The 16,548-nt window shown below is 64.5% G+C and carries 15 protein-coding genes; 3 read left to right on the top strand and 12 right to left on the bottom strand.

Annotated features, from left to right (window positions below):
• Positions 1-2 precede the first annotated feature (2 nt).
• Positions 3-161, bottom strand: coding sequence for a YqaE/Pmp3 family membrane protein (locus tag F6X61_RS07265; RefSeq protein WP_009681539.1), 159 nt, complete (start codon positions 159-161; stop codon positions 3-5).
• Between the two features lie 147 nt (positions 162-308).
• Positions 309-1,586, bottom strand: a complete 1,278-nt coding sequence (locus F6X61_RS07270) for an aspartate aminotransferase family protein (RefSeq protein ID WP_153786014.1) — start codon at positions 1,584-1,586, stop codon at positions 309-311.
• Between the two features lie 210 nt (positions 1,587-1,796).
• Here F6X61_RS07270 and F6X61_RS07275 point away from each other — a divergent pair, with 210 nt between their 5' ends.
• Positions 1,797-2,720 carry a LysR family transcriptional regulator gene (locus F6X61_RS07275; RefSeq protein ID WP_153786015.1) on the top strand — a complete coding sequence of 308 codons (924 nt, stop codon included), beginning with the start codon at positions 1,797-1,799 and terminating at the stop codon, positions 2,718-2,720.
• A gap of 396 nt (positions 2,721-3,116) precedes the next feature.
• On the opposite strand, the gene F6X61_RS07280 is transcribed toward F6X61_RS07275, so the two are convergent.
• From F6X61_RS07280 to bioB, 9 genes are all read right to left on the bottom strand, one after another.
• Positions 3,117-4,895: an acyl-CoA dehydrogenase C-terminal domain-containing protein gene (locus F6X61_RS07280; RefSeq protein WP_153786016.1), complete on the bottom strand. Its 1,779-nt coding sequence runs from the start codon at positions 4,893-4,895 to the stop codon at positions 3,117-3,119.
• A 123-nt stretch (positions 4,896-5,018) separates the two neighbouring features.
• Entirely contained in the window at positions 5,019-6,302 is a 1,284-nt protein-coding gene (locus F6X61_RS07285) for a diguanylate cyclase (RefSeq protein WP_153786017.1), read from the bottom strand.
• 296 nt (positions 6,303-6,598) lie between these two features.
• Positions 6,599-8,404: a phenylacyl-CoA dehydrogenase gene (locus F6X61_RS07290; RefSeq protein ID WP_153786018.1), complete on the bottom strand. Its 1,806-nt coding sequence runs from the start codon at positions 8,402-8,404 to the stop codon at positions 6,599-6,601.
• A gap of 265 nt (positions 8,405-8,669) precedes the next feature.
• On the bottom strand, positions 8,670-8,966 hold the full coding sequence (locus F6X61_RS07295; protein WP_125462323.1) for a pyrroloquinoline quinone biosynthesis protein PqqE: 297 nt from the start codon (positions 8,964-8,966) through the stop codon (positions 8,670-8,672).
• A gap of 132 nt (positions 8,967-9,098) precedes the next feature.
• Positions 9,099-9,779 carry a dethiobiotin synthase gene (gene bioD / locus F6X61_RS07300; protein WP_153786019.1) on the bottom strand — a complete coding sequence of 227 codons (681 nt, stop codon included), beginning with the start codon at positions 9,777-9,779 and terminating at the stop codon, positions 9,099-9,101.
• A gap of 1 nt (position 9,780) precedes the next feature.
• Complete coding sequence (gene bioC, locus F6X61_RS07305) at positions 9,781-10,605, bottom strand: malonyl-ACP O-methyltransferase BioC (RefSeq protein ID WP_153786020.1); 825 nt, start codon at positions 10,603-10,605, stop codon at positions 9,781-9,783.
• On the bottom strand, positions 10,598-11,329 hold the full coding sequence (locus F6X61_RS07310; protein WP_153786021.1) for an alpha/beta fold hydrolase: 732 nt from the start codon (positions 11,327-11,329) through the stop codon (positions 10,598-10,600). Before F6X61_RS07310 ends, bioC begins: the two co-directional genes overlap by 8 nt.
• Positions 11,322-12,494 (bottom strand): 8-amino-7-oxononanoate synthase, encoded by a 1,173-nt coding sequence (bioF, locus tag F6X61_RS07315; RefSeq protein ID WP_153786022.1) that lies wholly within the window; start codon positions 12,492-12,494, stop codon positions 11,322-11,324. The genes F6X61_RS07310 and bioF overlap by 8 nt, the downstream gene beginning before the upstream one ends.
• A 2-nt stretch (positions 12,495-12,496) precedes the next feature.
• Positions 12,497-13,555 carry a biotin synthase BioB gene (bioB, locus tag F6X61_RS07320; RefSeq protein WP_153786023.1) on the bottom strand — a complete coding sequence of 353 codons (1,059 nt, stop codon included), beginning with the start codon at positions 13,553-13,555 and terminating at the stop codon, positions 12,497-12,499.
• Positions 13,556-13,644: 89 nt separating this feature from the next.
• Here bioB and F6X61_RS07325 point away from each other — a divergent pair, with 89 nt between their 5' ends.
• Positions 13,645-14,382, top strand: coding sequence for a ComF family protein (locus F6X61_RS07325; RefSeq protein ID WP_153786024.1), 738 nt, complete (start codon positions 13,645-13,647; stop codon positions 14,380-14,382).
• A 57-nt stretch (positions 14,383-14,439) separates the two neighbouring features.
• Complete coding sequence (locus F6X61_RS07330) at positions 14,440-15,204, top strand: TOBE domain-containing protein (protein ID WP_153786025.1); 765 nt, start codon at positions 14,440-14,442, stop codon at positions 15,202-15,204.
• Here F6X61_RS07330 and F6X61_RS07335 read toward each other — a convergent pair whose 3' ends face one another.
• A complete protein-coding gene (locus F6X61_RS07335; RefSeq protein WP_153786026.1) occupies positions 15,205-16,548 on the bottom strand; it encodes a DUF1552 domain-containing protein in 1,344 nt (447 codons plus the stop codon). It abuts the gene before it with no gap.

Below are 16,548 nucleotides of genomic sequence, written 5' to 3' on the forward strand. Positions count from 1 at the left end.
CCTCAACGCTTGGCGATGATGTACACCGCATGCACGATGCCCGGAATGTACCCCAGCAAGGTCAGCAGGATGTTCAGCCAGAACGCCCCACCGAAGCCCACCTGGAGGAAGACTCCCAGTGGCGGCAGGATGATGGCGATGATGATGCGAATGAAATCCATGCGAAACGCTCCTTGAAGGGTTTCAACAAAGACTAGCTGCACCGCGCAGTGGTTCCATCACTGAACGCCAGGCAAAAAAAACGCCCCGAGCCAAACACTACAGGCCAAGGGCGATGCGCAGAAACGCGAGACGGTTCGTTGAATTCGTTAAGCCGGCACTTCGCGGCGGTTGGCTTGCTGGGCGTGCAAGCGGGCAAAGGCGCGGGCCAGGCGCAGGAGCATCTCGTCGATGTTGCCCTTGCTCACGGTAAGGGCCGGCGAGAAGCGCACCACATCGGCCTGCGGTGCATTGAGCAGCAGCCCTTCGTGCAGCGCGGCCTCGACCAGGGCTGCGGCGGTGTCATCGCGCAACTGCAGGCCCCACAGCAGGCCCTGGCCGCGCACTTCGCCCTGGCCATAGCGCCCGGCCAGGCGGCTGAGGCCGTCGCGCAGGTGCCGGCCGCTGTCCTGCACCTGCTCGCAGAACCCCGGCTCCAGCACGGTCTGCAGCACCGCAAGCCCGGCGGCGGTCATCAGTGCGTTGCCGTGGTGGCTGCCTTCCAGCTCGCCGGGGGCGGCGCAGCAGGCCGATCCACGGGCCAGCAACGCCGCCAGCGGCACACCGCCACCCAGGCCCTTGCCCAGGGTGACGATGTCGGCCCGCACGCCGTAGGTGTGTTCCGCCAACAGGGCACCGCAACGCCCTACGCCGGTTTGCACCTCGTCGAGGATCAGCAGGATGCCCAGCTCACGGCACAGCTGCTCCACACCCTTGAGGTATTCGCGGGTGGCCGGGATCACCCCGGCCTCCCCCTGGATAGGTTCGAGCATGATCGCCACGGTGCGCGAGTCCACCGCCGCATGCAGCGCGGCCAGGTCGTTGAACGGCACCTTGCTGAAACCCGGCAGCCCCGGCTCGCAGCGGTTGCACGGCAGCGGGTCGGAGGCCGACAGCGCACCCAGGCTTCGCCCGTGGCAGCCTTGGCTGGCGGTAATGATGTGGTAGGCGCCGTTACGGTGTAGTTGCCCCCACTTGCGCGCCAGCTTGATCGCCCCTTCACAGGCCTCGGCGCCGCTGTTGAGCAGGTAGGCCTGGTCGCTGCCGGTGCTCTGGCACAGCAGCTCGACCAGCCTGAGCAGGCTGCGGCTGTGGTAGCCCGCGCCCGGGTTGATCAATGCCTGGGCCTGGTTGCCCAGCGCCTTGACCAGCACGCTCGGGCTGTGGCCGAGGCTGTTGACCGCGCCGCCCTGGGTGAAGTCCAGGTAGGCATGCCCTTCACTGTCCCACAGCCAGGAACCCTGGCCGCGCACGAACACCTGCGCCGCGCGCGCGCTGCCGGACATCAGCCGTTCGCGCGATGACTGCGCCGTGGCCAGCTCGGGCGCCGCAACAGGCTTGGGCGCTGCCACGGCAGGGGCCGGGCGGCGCAGGTTGAACAGGTTCATCAGGGCTCCAGCCATTCACGGTCGGCGGCGGTCAAGGCCTCCGGTCGAATGCCGGATTGGATATTTTGCCTTGCCTATCAAAAGTGTTTTTCATCCGGGGTAACAATCGCGTCGATGATCGCTGTAACCCACTGGAATACGGCGATAGACTAGGCGTCGGGGCGCTTCGGGGCCATTTGGTTTTTTCAGCTTTTTCGATAAGTATCACTTATGGATTTTCGCCAACTGCGTTATTTCGTCGCGGTGTATGAAGAAGGCCATGTGGGCCGCGCCGCCGAACGCCTGTCACTCTCCCAGCCAGCCCTGTCGCAACAGATCCGTCAGCTCGAGCACAGCCTCGACCTGAGCCTGTTCGAACGCAGCAACAAACGCCTGCTGCCAACCCTGGCCGCCCACACTCTTTACAACCACGCCCTGCCCCTGCTCGACGGCCTACAGCGGGCCCACGAGGCCATGCGTAACTTCAAGGGCCAGTCGCTGCGTACCCTGGCCATCGGCGTGCTGCAGACCGTGCGCCCAAGCCTGGTGCCGCAGTTGCTGGAACGCGTGCGCAAGGCTCAGCCGCACCTTGTGGTGCAGATCTATGAACTGTCGGGGCTGGAGATCGAGCGACGCTTGCTCAACGGCAACCTGGATATCGGGATCAGCTACCTACCGCCGCGCCAACCAGGGCTGCATGGCTTGTTGCTGTATGAGGACGAGTTGCAGCTGGTCATCCCCAATACCCACCCCTTGAAAGACTTCAAGAAGGTCTCGCTACGCCAGGCGGCCGAACTGCCGATGCTGATGCTGGGTGAGGAGTTCCAGATCCGCCAGATCTGGAAGGCGCAACTGGCCAACCTGGGCCGCAGGCCGCAGGTACAGGCGGAGATGAACAATATGGCGGGGATTCTCGACAGCCTGGCACACACGGCGCTGGCCACCGTCCTGCCAGGGCGGGCCAAAGAGGCTGCCGAGGATGACCAGGCACTGCTGTGGAAGCCCTTGAGCGAGCCGCGGATAACGCTGAAGGTCGGCCTGGTGTTCCGCGACGCCCAGCGCCAGCAGGCGTCTGTGGAGCTGCTGCGCACCCTGCTGGAAGCAGAGACCGACGCGCGCCAGCTGGGCGTATCACCGCTGGACGTGCTCGGCTGAAAAACACGCGCACAAAGAAAACCCCGCCGAAGCGAGGTTTCCTAGACTGTTTCCCTTTGACATCCCTATCTCCCCACCATCCTGGCAGGATCCTTTCGTGTCCCTGTTTGTCCATTGCGCTTCCTGCGCTACGTCCATGTAAGAAAGAGTAACCGTGGATCCAATCTTAGGAAAGAGGCGAAAAGTCACCACGTCATGTAAGACAAAGCTTACAAAAAGGTCCATAGGCAAACAGCGAGGTCAGCGGGAGGTGATGCTTCCAACTTTCCGATCAATCTCACACCACCTCAACAGCATTCCTACAAGCAGGGCCACGAAAATCGTGGCCCTGCTTAAGTGTTGCAGATCGAGGCGTCGGACAGCCTGGAGTGGGCCGCAGGGCAGCCCACAGATAGTTCAGAACTGTTCAGCGTCCAGCAGATAGAGCGAATCGCTGCCCGCCTTCACCGAAGCCACCAGCGAATGCAGCCGTGGCAACAGCCGCGCGAAGTAGAACCGCGCAGTACCCAGCTTGGCCCCGTAGAAGTCGGCATCGCCCTCACCCGCCTTGGCCGCACGGGCCATCAGCGCCCACATGTAGGCATAGGCGACGTAGCCGAACGCGTGCAGGTACTCCACTGACGCCGCACCGATCTCGTTGGGGTTGCCCTTGGCCTTGTCCAGCACCCAGGCCGTCAGTTCGTCGAGCTGGTCGAGGGAGGCCGCCAGCGGCTTGGTGAACTCAGCCAAATCGCTGCCTGCGGCGGCGACAAACTGGCGGATCTCGTCGGCAAACAGCTGGTAGTAGGCGCCGCCGCTTGCCACCACCTTGCGACCGACCAGGTCCAGGGCCTGGATGCCGTTGGTGCCTTCGTAGATCTGGGTGATGCGCACATCACGCACCAGTTGCTCCTGGCCCCACTCACGGATATAGCCGTGGCCACCGAACACTTGCTGGCCGTGCACGGTGCATTCCAGGCCCAGGTCGGTGAGGAAGGCCTTGGCCACTGGCGTCAGCAGGGCCACCAGTTCTTCGCTGCGCTTGCGGGTCGCGGCGTCTTCGCTGTACTTGGCGCTGTCGAGTTGCAGCGCCACGTAGCTCGAGAAGGCCCGGCCACCCTCGATCAGCGCCTTCATGGTCAGCAGCATGCGACGCACGTCCGGGTGGACGATGATCGGATCGGCGACCTTGTCCTTGGCCTGCGGCCCGGTCGGTGCGCGGCTCTGCAAGCGGTCACGGGCGTACTCGACGGCATTTTGGTACGAGCGCTCGGCCGAGGCCAGGCCTTGGATGCCAACACCCAGGCGCTCGTAGTTCATCATGGTGAACATGGCGGCCAGGCCCTTGTTCGGTTCGCCCACGATATAGCCGACGGCCTCGTCGAAGTTCATCACGCAGGTGGCCGAGGCCTGGATGCCCATCTTGTGCTCGATCGAGCCGCAGTTGGCCGGGTTGCGCGCACCGAGGCTGCCGTCTTCGTTGACCAGGAACTTGGGCACCAGGAACAGCGAAATGCCCTTGGGGCCGGCCGGGGCATCCGGCAGCTTGGCCAGCACCAGGTGGATGATGTTCTCGGTGAGGTCGTGCTCGCCACCGGTGATGAAGATCTTGGTGCCGCTGACCTTGTAGCTGCCGTCGGCCTGCGGTTCGGCCTTGGTGCGGATGATGCCCAGGTCGGTACCGGCGTGGGGCTCGGTCAGGCACATGGAACCGGCCCAGACCCCGGCGTACATGTTCGGCAGGTATTTTTCCTTCAGCGCTTCACTGGCGTGGGCGTTGATCGACAGGCAGGCACCGGCGGTGAGCATCGGGTACAGGCCGAACGCCAGGCTCGATGCGTTGACCATCTCTTCGACCTGGGCGGAGATCGCCTTGGGCATGCCCATGCCGCCGAACTGCGGATCGCCACCCACGCCCACCCAGCCACCTTCGGCAAAGGTCTGGTAGGCCTCGATGAAGCCTGCCGGGGTGCGCACTACGCCGTTGTCCCAGTGGCAGCCTTCTTCGTCGGCGGCACGGCTCAGCGGGGCAATGGTCTTGCTGGTGACCTTGCCGGCCTCTTCCAGCACGGCCATGGCGGTGTCGGCATCGACCGTCTCGGCCAGGGCGGGCAGCTGCGACCAGAGTGCGGCCACGTCGAAGACTTCATTGAGAACGAAGCGCATATCGCGCAGGGGCGCTTTATATTCAGCCATGACAACCTCTCGCTATAAGGGTCGGGGCGGTCCGACGGGACCGCGGCACTGGGTTGTAGCCAGTGTAACCGAACAACTTTTTCGAGACATAGGGTCATCATGCGACTGAATAGTCAGTAACGGTCACGCCATTCGAATGGCACCGCGCTGTGATTGCTGGCCGAAGGTCATCACACAGTTACGCCCCGCGCCCTTGGCGCTGTACAGGGCCTGGTCCGCGGACTTGAGCACTTGCTCGGGGTTGCGATGATCAAGCTGACGCTCGGCGATACCGATGCTGATGGTGACCGAGACCGTACTGCTGCCGCTTCCGCCACGGCGCTGTCGGCCGGCGCCATCGTCCTGTGGGCGGTTGCTCTGGTCGCGCAACTGGATGGCGTAGTTGGCGATCATCTCGCGTACCGCCTCCAGGTGCGGCAGGCATTCCTCGGCAGTCTTGCCGGCGAACACCAGGGCAAACTCCTCGCCGCCATAGCGGTAGGCTCGGCCACCACCGGTGACTTTGGACAGGCGGCTGGCAACCAGGCGCAGCACCTGGTCGCCGACGTCATGGCCATGGGTATCGTTGAATTTCTTGAAATGGTCGACGTCGCTCATGGCGATCACGTAGTTGCGCCCCAGACGCTGCATGCGCTCGTTCAATGCGCGGCGCCCCGGCAGGCCGGTCAGTTCGTCACGGAAGGCCATCTGATAGGCCTCGTGGGAGACTGCAGCCGCGATCATCAGCATCACCTGGCTGCACATGATGTTCAGGGTGAACGGCAGGATGAAGGTCTTGGGCAGCATCCAGAAGATACCGATCAACCCGATGACCTGTGCCGCATGCAAGGGCCGGGGCTCGCGCAGGTACTGCACCACCAGCAGGATGAACACGGCGATGAACAGCGGGTAGGCCAACTGGATAAGGCTCATCCACTGGCCATGCAGCGACGGCCAGCGGATCTCCGCCAGCCAGCCCAACAGGGCCTCGGGGAAGCTCTGCTCCAGCGCCAGCGCCACGCTGCCGACCGCGAACAGCACGGCAAAGCGGGCGAGCATGTCCTGGGCCAGGTGGGTACGTTCCTGCCAGGCCGCGTACAGGCCGAACAACGCCGGGAGCAGCAGGCAGACCAGGTGGAAGATCACCGCGGCATCCTCGCGCACCCGGCCATTGTCGCGGTAGAAGTCGGTTTGGGTGTCGAGCAGGAAATAGCCGATGTATACCGTGACCATCAGGAACAGCTCGCGCTGCCGGCGATACACCGCGCAATAGGCCCCGCCCAGCAGCAGGACCAAGGTGGGCAGCACATTGAACAACGATGTGAAGAAGACACTCAGGTCCCTCACATAGGCCGCGGCAAGGCCCGACAACAAAAGAATCAGCGAAGGCAGGAAGTGGCTCGCGCGTACAGCGGATAGACGAAACAAGGGTAATCTCCGACCCGGCAGATCAATAATGGCATTGTGCCCCTACTTCATCCACTGTGCACCTGAATAGATGAAATTTTGACGTCGGGTTAACGGCAGGCAAGTGTGCATGCTTGAGGCACACTCGTTACTGGATGCGACATCTGTGCAGACTTTTCCGTTCTTTTTGTAAGAACGGGGTTGCTTCGAGATCGCATTGGAGATGCCTGAGCCCCTACCCAATGGCCAGCTCAATCGACGGACGAAAAAAAACCGCCTGCCGATAACGGCAGGCGGTTTTGCTACAGCCAGCGGGCTTAGTAGGACAGACCGAAGTCTTCTTCCTTCATCGCCATCAGGTTGTCGGCACCGGACGCGATCGCCGCGACATGCGTGCGGGTGCGCGGCAGGATGCGCTGGAAGTAGAAGCGCGCAGTCTGCAGCTTGGCGGTGTAGAACGCCTCTTCGCTGGTGCCGGCAGCCAGCTTCTCGGCGGCCAGGCGAGCGATGTCAGCCCAGAAGTAGGCCAGGCAGGCGTAGCCGGAGTACATCAGGTAATCCACCGAAGCGGCACCGACTTCCTCGCGATCCTTCATCGCCGCCATGCCGATCTTCATGGTCAGCTCGCCCCACTCCTTGTTGATCGCGGCCAGCGGCTCGACGAACTCCTTGGTCGCTTCGTTGCCTTCCTGCGACTGGCAGAACTTGTGGACGATCTTGGTGAAGCCCTTGAGCGCCTCGCCCTGGGTCATCAGCACCTTGCGGCCGAGCAGGTCGAGGGCCTGGATGCCGGTGGTGCCTTCGTACAGCATGGAAATGCGGCTGTCGCGTACGTTCTGCTCCATGCCCCACTCGGCGATGAAGCCGTGGCCACCGTAGATCTGCACGCCGTGGTTGGCGGCTTCGAAGCCGACTTCGGTCATGAAGGCCTTGGCGATCGGGGTGAGGAAGGCCAGCAGTGCGTCGGCCTTTTTCTTGGCCTCTTCATCCTGGCTGTACTTGACGATATCCACCTGCTGAGCGGTGAAGTAGACCATCGCACGGTTACCTTCGGCGAAGGCCTTCATGGTCAGCAGCATGCGGCGTACGTCGGGGTGGACGATGATCGGGTCGGCCGCCTTTTCAGGCGCTTTCGGGCCGGTCAGGGAGCGCATCTGCAGGCGATCGCGGGCGTACTTCAGGCCGCCCTGGAACGCCACTTCAGCGTGGGCCAGGCCTTGCAGCGCGGTGCCCAGGCGTGCGGTGTTCATGAAGGTGAACATGCAGTTCAGGCCCTTGTTGGCTGGGCCGATCAGGTAGCCGGTGGCGCTGTCGAAGTTCATTACGCAGGTGGCGTTGCCGTGGATGCCCATCTTGTGCTCGAGCGAGCCGCAGCTCACGCCGTTGCGCTCACCGACGCCGCCTTCGGCGTTTGGCAGGAACTTGGGCACGATGAACAGCGAAATGCCTTTGGTGCCGGCAGGCGCATCGGGCAGGCGGGCCAGGACGATGTGGACGATGTTGTCGGCCATGTCGTGTTCACCGGCCGAGATGAAGATCTTGGTGCCGGAAACCTTGTAGCTGCCGTCGGCCTGAGGCTCGGCCTTGGTGCGCAGCATGCCCAGGTCAGTGCCGCAGTGCGGTTCGGTCAGGCACATGGTGCCGGTCCACTCACCGGATACCAGCTTGGTCAGGTAGGTGTGCTGCTGCTCGGGGGTGCCGTGTTCGGAGATGGTGTTCATCGCGCCGTGGGACAGGCCTGGGTACATGCCCCACGACCAGTTCGACTCACCGACCATCTCGCTCAGGGCCAGGCCCAGCGATTCAGGCAGGCCCTGGCCGCCGTGCTCGACGTCATGGGCCAGGCTCGGCCAGCCGCCTTCGACGAATTGCTCGTAGGCTTCCTTGAAGCCGGTCGGCGTTTTCACGCCCGACTCGCTCCAGGTGCAACCTTCCAGGTCACCGACACGGTTCAACGGGGCCAATACCTGCTCACAGAATTTCGCGCCTTCTTCAAGAATCGCGTCCACCATGTCTGGCGTGGCGTCCTGGCAGGCCGGCAGGCTCGCGTAGTGCGCCTCATAGCCAAGCAGTTCGTCGCGGACGAAGCGGATATCACGCAAGGGGGCTTTGTAATCAGGCATTGCGATGAACCTCTGTGATGAGTTCTCTGGGGAGACCGCTGACACCGACCAACGCTTGGCGGCTATCGATCAAACAGTTGTTTGAAACTTACGTTTAGGTAGCAGTGATGTCAAGGAAGGCTCAACGGCATTTACGCCGCCCAACATGACATTTACGCCAGCACCCTCTAAACGCATCGCGGGGCAAGCCCGCTCCCACGCAATGCCGATGGGCGGGGCGTGGGAGCGGGCTTGCCCCGCGATGTTGCTGAATGTTAGGTGACGATCAGGCGTAGGTGTCGATGAACCGACCGAGCATTTCGTCCGAGGCCTTGGCGACTTTCACGCCCAGTTCGACCTCCTGCTTGCCCAGCGCCAGTTGCACGGTGCTGGTGGCGAGGTCCATCTGCTGGCTGCGGTCGACGCCACGCAGGCGCTCGGCCTGGTAGTCGGTGGACTGGCTGGTGTTGCCACGCTCGACCGCGCCACTGGCGATCTGCTGGGCGGCCTGGTCGACGCGGTTCTGCCCGTTCTGGATGGCCCCCAGGCCTGCGTAGAAAGCGGAGCTTGCGTTGATTTCCATGTCAGGACTCCGTGACGCTGGGTAATGAACAGGGCTTATTAAAGCAGGCCGGCCGGAAAAAGGCCCGTTTAAATCCCTAATAGCCTAGTGCCAGCCAATAGACCCGGATCATGCCGCCATCCGACAGGCCGTCTAGTCCAGTAGATCCAGCTGCAGATGCGCAGCCACCGCATCCGCACTCGCCTGCTTGAGCCATGGCACCCGTCCCAGGCAAGGCGCAGGCAGCCGCTCGGCCAGGCTGGAAAGGTTGTCTTCCAGCCGCGATGTCCGCGGGTCGACGATATTCGCCACCCAACCGGCCAGTTGCAGGCCATCCCGGGCGATCGCCTCGGCACTGAGCAGGGCGTGGTTGATACACCCGAGGCGCACGCCGACCACCAGGATCACCGGCAGCCTCAAGGCAATCGCCAGGTCCGACAAGTTGGCATGGTTGGACAACGGCACGCGCCAACCACCGGCCCCCTCCACCAGGGTGAAATCGGCGCCTTGATCAAGCACATGCCTCATGGCATCGCGCAACGTCTGCACCTCAAGTGCCACCCCCGCTTCCCGTGCGGCGACATGGGGCGCAATGGCAGGCTCGAAGGCGAACGGGTTCACCTCCTCATAAGGCAGCTTGATCGAGCTTTCATCGATAAGCGCCAGGGCATCGCTGTTGCGCAAACCCTTGGGGGTGACCGCACAACCGGATGCCACCGGCTTGGCTGCCAGGGTACTCAAGCCATGCTGTCGCGCCGCATGCAGCAGGCCGGCGGCGATGGTGGTCTTGCCGACGTCAGTGTCGGTGCCGGCGATGAAATAGGCCTGGCTCATGTTACTGCCCCTCTGCCGCAGATTGACGCAGCACACCATAGACCACCTGGTAGGTGGCCGGCAGCCCCTGGGGCTGACGGAACTGCTCGTAAGCTTGCAGCAGCCCCTGCATCCGCGCCCGCCCGGTGAGCCCTGAAGGGCGCCCTGGGTTGAGGTTGTGCGCACCGAGAGCCTTGAGTTCGTGGGTCAGGCTGCGCACGTCCGGATAGTGCAGCACATGGGCGCGGCGCTCCAGGCCGACCAGTTCCAGGCCGCTGCCCGCGCACAGGCGCTGATAATCCTCGAAATGGCGGAAGCGGTTGACGTGGACCATGCCGTCTACTGCCTGCCAACTGGCGCGCAGCTCATCGAGCGTACCGACACACAGGCTGCTGAACGCCATCACACCGCCCGGGCGCAACACCCGCCCGGCCTCGCTCAGGACACTGCCGAACTGACCGCACCACTGCACCGCCAGGCTGCTGAACAGCAAGTCGACACTGCCATCGGCCAGCGGCAGGCGCTCGGCATCACCCGCCACGTGATACTGCGCACCACCTTGCTCACGGGCATGGCGCAGCATGCCCTCGGCGATATCCATGGCCACGCCGCTGGCACCGGCGAAACGCGCCGCCAGCACCCGGCTGAAGTGCCCTGTGCCGCTGCCCAGGTCAAGCCAGCGCTCAGGCGCCAGGTCGTCCGGCAGTTTGTCCAGCAGGGCCATCCCCACCGCACGCTGCAAGGCTGCGACACTGTCGTAGCTGGCGGCGGCACGGGAGAACGAAGCCGCCACCTGGCGTTTGTCTGGCAGGCCGCCGGGCAGGCTCGGCTGGGAAAGGTCAGTCATCGCCACTCTCATGCAAAAAACTCTTGATGCCCGCCGCCAGCTCCTGCGGATACTCCAGCAGGAAGGCGTGGGAACTATCTTCGACCAGGCCGACTTCCACATCCGGCAACAACTCGCTCAACGCCTTGGCCGCCTCCGCCGGAACCAACGCGTCACTGCCGGCAAACAGGTGCAGTTGCGGGCCGCCGTATTGCTCCAGTGCCGCGCGGGTATCCAGCTTGGCCAACACTTCCAGGCCGGTGGCCAGGTACAACGGGTCGGTATCGGGCACGCCCACCCCCAACTGCCGCAACAAGGTGCGCGGCTGCAGCGCGCCGTCGCTGCACAGGGTGCGAAAGCGCTTGAGGGTGACCTGCGTATGGCTGCGGCAGCCATCGAGGAAGGTGCCAAAGGTGTCCGCCGCCATCCCATGGGGCCAGTCTGGCCGGGCGACGAAACTGGGATTGCTGGCCAGGGTGAGCAGCCCGCAGCAGTGGTCGCCACGCTTGTGTGCCAGCGCGCTGGCAAGCATGCCACCCAGCGACCAGCCACCCAGCCAGGCATCGGTCGGCAACTGCCGGTCGAGGTGTTCGACCCAGGCCTGCACGTCGCTGTGGGGCAGCTCCGGCAGCGGCATCAGCTCCACCTGCAGGCGCACATCTTGTGCCCGCAGACTGGCGGCCAGCGGCTCCAGCGACGCGGTGCCCAGGCCCCAGCCGGGCAGAAGGATCAATCGGTTACGCATCGGCGGCCTCCAGTTGTGGATAACACTCGGCCAATGCATTCAACAATAGCTGCACCTGCGCCTCACTGTGGGCGGCGCTCAGCGTCACCCGCAGGCGCGCGCTGCCAGCGGGTACGGTGGGTGGGCGAATCGCCGTCACCAGCAGGCCACGCTCGCGCAGCCGGCGCGACAACGCCATCGCCCGGGCGGCATCACCGATCAGGATCGGCTGGATCGCCGTGTGGCTGTCCATCAGCGTAAGGCCGATCTGCCCGGCGCCCTCGCGGAACTGGCGGATCAACGCCGCCAGGTGCTCGCGCCGCCAGTTTTCCCGGCGCAGCAACTCCAGCGCCTTGAGCGTGGCGCAGGCCAACGCCGGTGGCTGGCTGGTGGTGTAGATGTAGGGGCGGGCGAATTGCACCAGCGCCTCGATCAGCTCGTCGCTGCCGGCGACGAAAGCGCCCGCCGTGCCACAGGCTTTGCCCAGCGTACCGATCAGCACCGGCACCTCCTCGATACCCAGCCCGAAGTGCTCGACGATGCCGCCCCCCTTGGCACCCAGGGTACCCAGGCCATGGGCATCATCGACCATCAGCCAGGCACCACGGGCGCGGGCCACTTCAGCCAGGGCCGGCAGGTCGGCGCAGTCGCCGTCCATGCTGAACACGCCATCGGTGACCACCAGCGTATTGCCGGTGGCCTTGCCCAGGCGGCTGGCCAGGCTGGCCGGATCGTTGTGCAGGTAGCGACTGAAACGCGCCCCGCTGAGCAGCCCGCCATCCAGCAACGAGGCATGGTTGAGGCGGTCCTGCAGCACCGTGTCGCCCTGCCCCACCAGCGCGGTGATGGCGCCAAGGTTGGCCATGTAGCCGGTGGAGAACAACAGCGCCCGCGGGCGCCCGGTCAATTCGGCCAGTGCCTCTTCGACCTGATGGTGCGGTGTGCTGTGGCCGATCACCAGGTGCGAGGCGCCGCCGCCGACACCCCAGCGCTCGGCGCCGTCGCACCAGGCCTTGATCACCTCGGGGTGGTTGGCAAGGCCCAGGTAGTCGTTACTGCAGAAGGCCAGCAGCGGCTGGCCGTCGACCACCACCTGTGGCCCCTGCGGGCTCTGCAGCAGTGGCCGCTGACGGTAAAGGTCCGCGGCACGCCGTTCGGCCAGCCGCGCGGCGAGGTCGAAGCCCATGCTCAGGCCGAGGCTGCGTCGTAGAACAGTGCGCTGTTGCGCTGCTCGACCACTGCCTGCTCGATGGCGGCCTGATGCACTTCGTCGGCGTGCTCCTCGCGGGCTTCGGGCTTGATGCCGAGGCGAGCGAACAGCTGCATGTCCTTGTCGGCCTGCGGGTTGGCGGTGGTCAGCAGTTTTTCGCCGTAGAAGATCGAGTTGGCGCCAGCCATGAAGGCCAGGGCCTGCATCTGCTCGTTCATCTGTTCACGGCCGGCGGACAAGCGCACGTGGGACTTGGGCATGAGGATGCGGGCCACGGCCAGCATGCGGATGAAATCGAACGGGTCGACATCTTCCTCTTCAGCCAACGGCGTGCCGGCGACTTTTACCAGCATGTTGATCGGCACCGATTCCGGGTGCTCAGGCAGGTTGGCCAGCTGGATCAGCAGGCCTGCGCGGTCGTCCAGCGACTCGCCCATGCCGAGGATGCCGCCGGAGCAGATCTTCATGCCGGCATCACGTACGTAGGCCAGGGTCTGCAGGCGCTCGCTGTAGGTGCGGGTGGTGATGATGCTGCCGTAGAACTCCGGCGAGGTATCGAGGTTGTGGTTGTAGTAGTCCAGGCCGGCCTGGGCCAGGGCCTGGGTCTGCTCCTGGTCGAGCTTGCCGAGGGTCATGCAGGTTTCCAGGCCCATGGCCTTGACCCCTTTGACCATCTCCAGCACGTAGGGCATGTCCTTGGCCGACGGGTGCTTCCACGCAGCGCCCATGCAGAACCGGGTGGAGCCGATGGCCTTGGCCCGGGCGGCCTCTTCAAGCACCTTCTGCACTTCCATCAGCTTCTGTTTTTCCAGCCCGGTGTTGTAGTGGCCGGACTGCGGGCAGTACTTGCAGTCTTCCGGGCAGGCGCCGGTCTTGATCGACAGCAAGGTCGATACCTGCACGCGGTTGGGGTCGAAGTGCGCGCGATGCATGGTCTGCGCCTGGAACAGCAGGTCGTTGAAAGGCTGCTGGAACAGCGCCTTGACCTCGGCCAGGGACCAGTCGTGACGTGTGGTTGCAATTGTGCTGGCGCTCATCGGCGTTTCCTTATCTATGGTCTGACTGACGCCGGGACAGGAAAGCCCGCCAGCGCATCACGGATAGCCCGCATAGTCACGGAAGGACCATGAACTGTCAACCAAACATAAAATCACTGGTTTACAAGTGTATAAATATTGATCACAACTGCTTGCTTTGCGACGAACCCGCGCAACAGCCCTGGCCACTGTGCATGGCCTGCGAAAGCGAACTGCCCTGGCTCCAGGAACAGTGCCGCCGCTGCGCGCTGCCACTGCCGATGGACGGCTTTGCCTGCGCCAGCTGCCGGCGCCGCGCACCGGCATTCCAGCAGGTCGTTGCGTTGTGGCATTACGGCTTTCCGGTCGACAGCCTGATCAGTCGCTTCAAGCACAACAGCCAGTGGCCGCTGGGCCGCCTGATGGCGCAGTTGCTCGGCCAGGCCCTGGAGCATCGCTTCAACGAACACCTGCCGCGGCCAGATCGGTTGTTGCCCGTCCCCCTGGCCAGCCGCCGCCTGCGCCAACGCGGCTTCAACCAGGCGGGGATGCTGGCCCGCTGGCTGGCCACTCAACTGCAACTGCCCTGCGATGAACAGCTTCTCGAACGCACGCGCGACACCCAGGCCCAGCAGGCCCTGGGGGCCAAGGCCCGGCGGCGCAACCTGCGCCAGGCCTTTTCCCTCGCTCCGGGCGCAGAAGTCGAAGGCCTGCACCTGGCGGTAATCGATGATGTGCTGACCACCGGCGCCACCGCCCAGGCCATCGCCAGCCTGCTGCGCAAACAGGGCGCCCGGCGCGTCGACATCTATTGCCTGGCGCGCACGCCCCGGCCCGATCAGGCTTGACTTGACCGGGTGCGGGCGGCAACGTCGGGCAATCTTCCGCACAACCGAAACCCGACCATGTCCCTGCCCGCCCTACTCACCCAGCACATCGCCCGCCGTCCACAGCGCATCGCCCTGCTGCAGCATGTGGCCGAACAAGGCTCGATCACCCGCGCCGCCAAGGCCGCCGGCATCAGCTACAAGGCCGCCTGGGACGCCATCGACGAGCTCAACAACCTGGCCACGCAGCCATTGGTGGAGCGCAGCACAGGGGGCCGTGGCGGTGGTGGTGCGCGGTTGTCGCCAGAGGGGGAACGGGTGCTGCGCCTGTACCAGCGCCTGCAGGCGCTGCAGAGCGAACTGCTGGAAGCCGCCGAGCACAGCAGCGACCTCGACCTGCTCGGCCGCCTGATGCTGCGCACCAGTGCGCGCAATCAATTGCAGGGGCAGGTCAGCGGCCTGCGCCGCGAAGGCCGCTACGATCGGGTCAGCCTGGCCCTGGGCGGCGGCCTCGAGATCGAAGCGCTGATTACCCAGGACAGCACCGAACACCTGGGCCTGACCCTGGGCAGCCCGGTGGTGGCCTTGCTCAAGGCTGGCTGGGTGCACCTGCTGGCTGACGCAGACACCCCCGAACCCGGTAGCAACTGCCTGCAGACGAGCATCAGCGAAGTACTGGCAGCCAGCTACGGCCCGAGCGAAGTCCACCTGAGCCTGGGCAACGGGCAAACCCTGTGTGCCTTCGCCGAGGCCGAATGGCTGGCAGCCCAGGGGCTGGGCACCGACGCCGGAGTCCGGGTGCAGTTCCAGCCCTCGTTCGTACTGCTGGGGGTGCCGGCGTGACTAGCTCACGTTGCTGAAGATGCCGGTCACCGGTGACACATCGCCGGCATAGGGCACCGTGGTGCCGGCCGCCCGGGCGATCGTGGCCCAGATGCGTTGCATGTCCACGTACTTGCCACCGGTCCAGTGCGGCCGGTCACCTTGCGCCTTGATGTTGAAATAGCGGCCATTGCCGGTGCCGTTGCGCAACAGGCCACTGGCGCCGCCCATCAGTACGATGGGCATGTTCAGCATGTGCTCCGGGGCACCGTCGGCCATCTCGCTGGTCAGCACCACCAGGGTGTGCTTGAGCAGATTGTCGCCCGGCACATCGGGGTCGGCATGCTTGGCCAGCTCATCCATGAACAGTTTCGCCTGACGCACATACCATTGCCGGGAACCTTTCCAGACCGCCTCACCGGCGTATCGGTGGGCACAGTCATGGGGGTTGGTACTGGCGCTCACATCGAGAATATTCAGCGACTCCGCCGAGCGTCCAACCTGAATCGTGGCCACGCAGGTCACACCGCATCCCAGCGCTGTGGCTACCACCTGGTGATGGGCCGCCTGGATCTGGTTGCGATACTGCGCGGAACTGATCGGGTGCTCCTCCGGCCGCACCGGCTCGCACAGCGAAGGCACGGCCTCCTCCAGGTCCTTGGCCACCTGCTCCAGCGCATCCAGATGCGTTTCCAGTTTGGCCCGCTGCGCGCCGGCCACGCGTCCGCGCAGCTCGGCGATATCGGCACGGATGGGGTCGAATACATGGGCATTGCGCAACTGACGATCGCGCGCCTCACGGGTAGCACCACCGAAAACTGACTCGTAAAGCCGTACCGGGTTCTGCTGCGGCGTGCGGATCTTGTCGCCCTCCCACGACACATACCAGGGTGTGCCATCGATGCCCGCATGCGGCCCCGCGAACAGACTGCGGTGCGCAGGTTGGTTACCGGGCATGGCATCGCCGAGGATACGGTCGATGGAACTCTTGCTGCCCTGGCTGTCACGCATGGCGTACAGCCAGCCGTTGTGTCCTCCGGTGCCGCTCGCCAGGATGATGCCCTGCAGGTACAACGACTGTGCGCGATAGTCCGCCAGTTCCCTGCTGACCTCGTTAAGTTCGAAGTCCGCCGTATCCTCCCCCTGCGCACTGGGGAACCACAGCCCTTTGCCATTGTGCTCGGCACCACTGTAGGCATCCACCGCCAGCCCGTCCGGGACGATGAAAAACACCACCTTCAACCGTGGCTCCTGCCGCTGCCCTTGCAACAGATACTGCGCGAACCCGCTGCTGCTGAGCGGCAGCAAGGTACCGGCCGCGGCCAGCTGCATCAGGAAACGCCGGCGACTCTTGAGAAGGTCCAT

This window comes from Pseudomonas sp. EMN2 (assembly GCF_009650555.1).
GTDB classification, from domain to species: domain Bacteria; phylum Pseudomonadota; class Gammaproteobacteria; order Pseudomonadales; family Pseudomonadaceae; genus Aquipseudomonas; species Aquipseudomonas sichuanensis.

Bases quoted from the DNA above. Each gene is read 5' to 3' on its own strand.
- bioC (WP_153786020.1), bottom strand. From the start codon at position 10,605: ATGACTGACCTTTCCCAGCCGAGCCTGCCCGGCGGCCTGCCAGACAAA.
- F6X61_RS07280 (WP_153786016.1), bottom strand. From the start codon at position 4,895: ATGGCTGAATATAAAGCGCCCCTGCGCGATATGCGCTTCGTTCTCAAT.
- F6X61_RS07290 (WP_153786018.1), bottom strand. From the start codon at position 8,404: ATGCCTGATTACAAAGCCCCCTTGCGTGATATCCGCTTCGTCCGCGAC.
- F6X61_RS07265 (WP_009681539.1), bottom strand. From the start codon at position 161: ATGGATTTCATTCGCATCATCATCGCCATCATCCTGCCGCCACTGGGA.
- F6X61_RS07295 (WP_125462323.1), bottom strand. From the start codon at position 8,966: ATGGAAATCAACGCAAGCTCCGCTTTCTACGCAGGCCTGGGGGCCATC.
- bioB (WP_153786023.1), bottom strand. From the start codon at position 13,555: ATGAGCGCCAGCACAATTGCAACCACACGTCACGACTGGTCCCTGGCC.
- bioF (WP_153786022.1), bottom strand. From the start codon at position 12,494: ATGGGCTTCGACCTCGCCGCGCGGCTGGCCGAACGGCGTGCCGCGGAC.
- F6X61_RS07325 (WP_153786024.1), top strand. From the start codon at position 13,645: ATGAACTGTCAACCAAACATAAAATCACTGGTTTACAAGTGTATAAAT.
- F6X61_RS07335 (WP_153786026.1), bottom strand. From the start codon at position 16,548: ATGGACCTTCTCAAGAGTCGCCGGCGTTTCCTGATGCAGCTGGCCGCG.
- F6X61_RS07275 (WP_153786015.1), top strand. From the start codon at position 1,797: ATGGATTTTCGCCAACTGCGTTATTTCGTCGCGGTGTATGAAGAAGGC.
- bioD (WP_153786019.1), bottom strand. From the start codon at position 9,779: ATGAGCCAGGCCTATTTCATCGCCGGCACCGACACTGACGTCGGCAAG.
- F6X61_RS07310 (WP_153786021.1), bottom strand. From the start codon at position 11,329: ATGCGTAACCGATTGATCCTTCTGCCCGGCTGGGGCCTGGGCACCGCG.
- F6X61_RS07270 (WP_153786014.1), bottom strand. From the start codon at position 1,586: ATGAACCTGTTCAACCTGCGCCGCCCGGCCCCTGCCGTGGCAGCGCCC.
- F6X61_RS07330 (WP_153786025.1), top strand. From the start codon at position 14,440: ATGTCCCTGCCCGCCCTACTCACCCAGCACATCGCCCGCCGTCCACAG.